The 2,091-nt window shown below is 75.9% G+C and carries 2 protein-coding genes; both read right to left on the reverse strand.

The genetic code is table 11. The annotated features are described in order from the left end of the window. Positions 1-262: 262 nt before the first annotated feature. Complete coding sequence (locus VF468_24765; GenBank protein ID HEX5881501.1) at positions 263-1,360, reverse strand: phosphotransferase; 1,098 nt, start codon at positions 1,358-1,360, stop codon at positions 263-265. Positions 1,361-1,452: 92 nt separating this feature from the next. Continuing rightward, positions 1,453-2,091: phosphotransferase (locus VF468_24770; GenBank protein HEX5881502.1), on the reverse strand; the 639-nt coding region annotated here is incomplete at its 5' end.

A 2,091-nucleotide genomic window follows, 5' to 3' on the forward strand; every position in this document is an offset into this window, starting at 1 on the left:
ACCCTAGCGACGACACGTGACCACTGAGAATCCCACGTACGTCGTATTGAGCCGTATTGCCTGAAACGCCAGGCGCGACCCGCTTGCGTGCCTAGGCGAAGTCGTGGCCGGCCGCCACCGGCCGGGCCGCTCGTCTCAGCAGCGTTAGCTGTGCGGTGCTTGGTGGAGCTGAGGGGATTGAACCCTGACCCCTTGCATGCCACATACGGCATGGCTGGCCAGGCCGGGCCGGCCACGGCCAAGGGGCCAACCCCGACCGGCGCTAGCGCCTGGCGGACAACGGCGGCGGTGCGCACCGGCGCCGTTGTCTTGCCCACCGACCATGTGTCGTCGAGGTCCCGAGCGAGGCGAGAAGCGAAGCGGCGACGCCGCGCCAGGGTGGGCGCAGGGCGTAGACGGCGGCCAGTCGCAGCTGCGCCGCCACACCGTAGGCGGGCACCCGGGCCATGGTCGCGGGTCCGGGGCTGGCCCCGTCGAGGAACGCCGACCATGCGGTGGCGGCCGCCATGGGCGTGAGCAGGCCCTGCCGTCGACGAAGGTCCAGATGGGCCAGAACGTTGGCGATGTCGAGGGCCGGCTCGCCCACGGAGGCGGTATCAAGGTCCAAGAGGCCGATTCCTCGGTCCGGTCCGAGGACAACCTGCTTGTCGTGCAGGTCCCGGTGCAGCAGCGACGGCGTCGTCGGGGTGTCGTGCAGCAGCGGGCCGAGGAGCTCGTCCAGCGCCTCGTCGGCGAGCGGCGGGAGCAGCCCCCACCGCACCACCGGGCGCAGCCAGCGGTCGACGACCAGCGCCTCGGCGGCAGGGTCGTGCCGCGGCAGCCCTTCGCCGGCTGGGAAGGCCGCGGCGTCCGGGAGCGGCCGATGGAGGGCAGCCACCGCGGCTCCGAGGGCCGACCACGCCTGCCCGACGGTCCTGGTGTCGCCGGTGGAGCGGCGACCCAGGTCGTTCAGCGTCGTGCCTGGCAGCTCTGCGAGCTCGATGACACCGCGACCCTCGTCCGCGGTCAGGACCCTCGGCACCGCCGCGGTGGATCCGACGGCGACGGCGACGGCGTGATGGGCGGCGAGCAGGGCTGCGACCCGCCCGGGCCGCACCAGCTTGAGGTACGTCGTGCGGCCCCCGGCACGACGGCGTAGGACGGCCCGGCGGCCCGGGCGGTGGACCACCAGCTCGGCGCCCTCGGCCAGCAGCCCGGCCAGGACTGGCAGCCGGTCGTCGGTGCCGGGCGGGTGCAGCAGGACGCCGTGGGCGGGCAGCCGGCGCCCGCCCGGGGTACGGCTGGCAGCCGCCTCGAGTGCCTCGGCGGCCCCGAACCACTCGCCGTAGAGCGTGCCGCCGAGGCGCGGGCGAGGCTGCAACTCGAGCAGCGCATGCGCTGTCGACCGGGGCCAGCCCCGCCGTACGAGCAGCTCCCGCCCTGGTTCGCGGCCGGGCAGCCGCGCAGGCGGCCTCACGACCGCCGCCCGGCGGCCAGCTCGACCGCCCGCTCGACGGTCAGGTCGACCTCGTCCGGCCACCCGGGCCGGCGGAGCCGGAACGGCTCGACCGCGCGCCGCAGCAGGGCGGCGGCCACGGCGAGGTCCAGTGGCCGCCCGGTCGGTATCGGCGCCGGCCCCCGGTAGCCGGCCAGCATGGTCGCGGCGACGTCGGCCGGCCGGGAGCGGGCCGGGCAGCGCCCGCCGGTGATCTCCGCCGCGACCCAGCCGGCGAGGTCGTCGATGGGGTCGCCGAGGGTCAACCGGTCCAGGTCGAGCAGCACGACAGCACCGCCCGGTCCGAGCACGACCTGGTCGGCCGAGAAGTCGCCGTGGACCACGGTGCGCCGGTGGCTGGTCGCTGTCTGGGCGAGCAGGCTCCTGGCCAGGGCCGCCGCGTGGCCGGCGGTGGCCGGCCTGACCGACGCGACCGCCCCGGCCGCGGCCAGCAAGCCAGCGGTCGGGGCAGGGGCCGGGAGGCCCGCCGGCAGGGGGAGGGCGTGTAGCCCTCCGAGCAGCTCGCCGACCTGGCCGAGCTGCTCGGACGTCGGCGGGTGGGTATCCATCGGGTCGCCCTCGACCCAGTCGGCCACCACGATCCCGCGGCGGGCGTC

The sequence above is a fragment of the Actinomycetota bacterium genome (assembly GCA_036280995.1).
GTDB lineage: Bacteria > Actinomycetota > CALGFH01 > CALGFH01 > CALGFH01 > CALGFH01.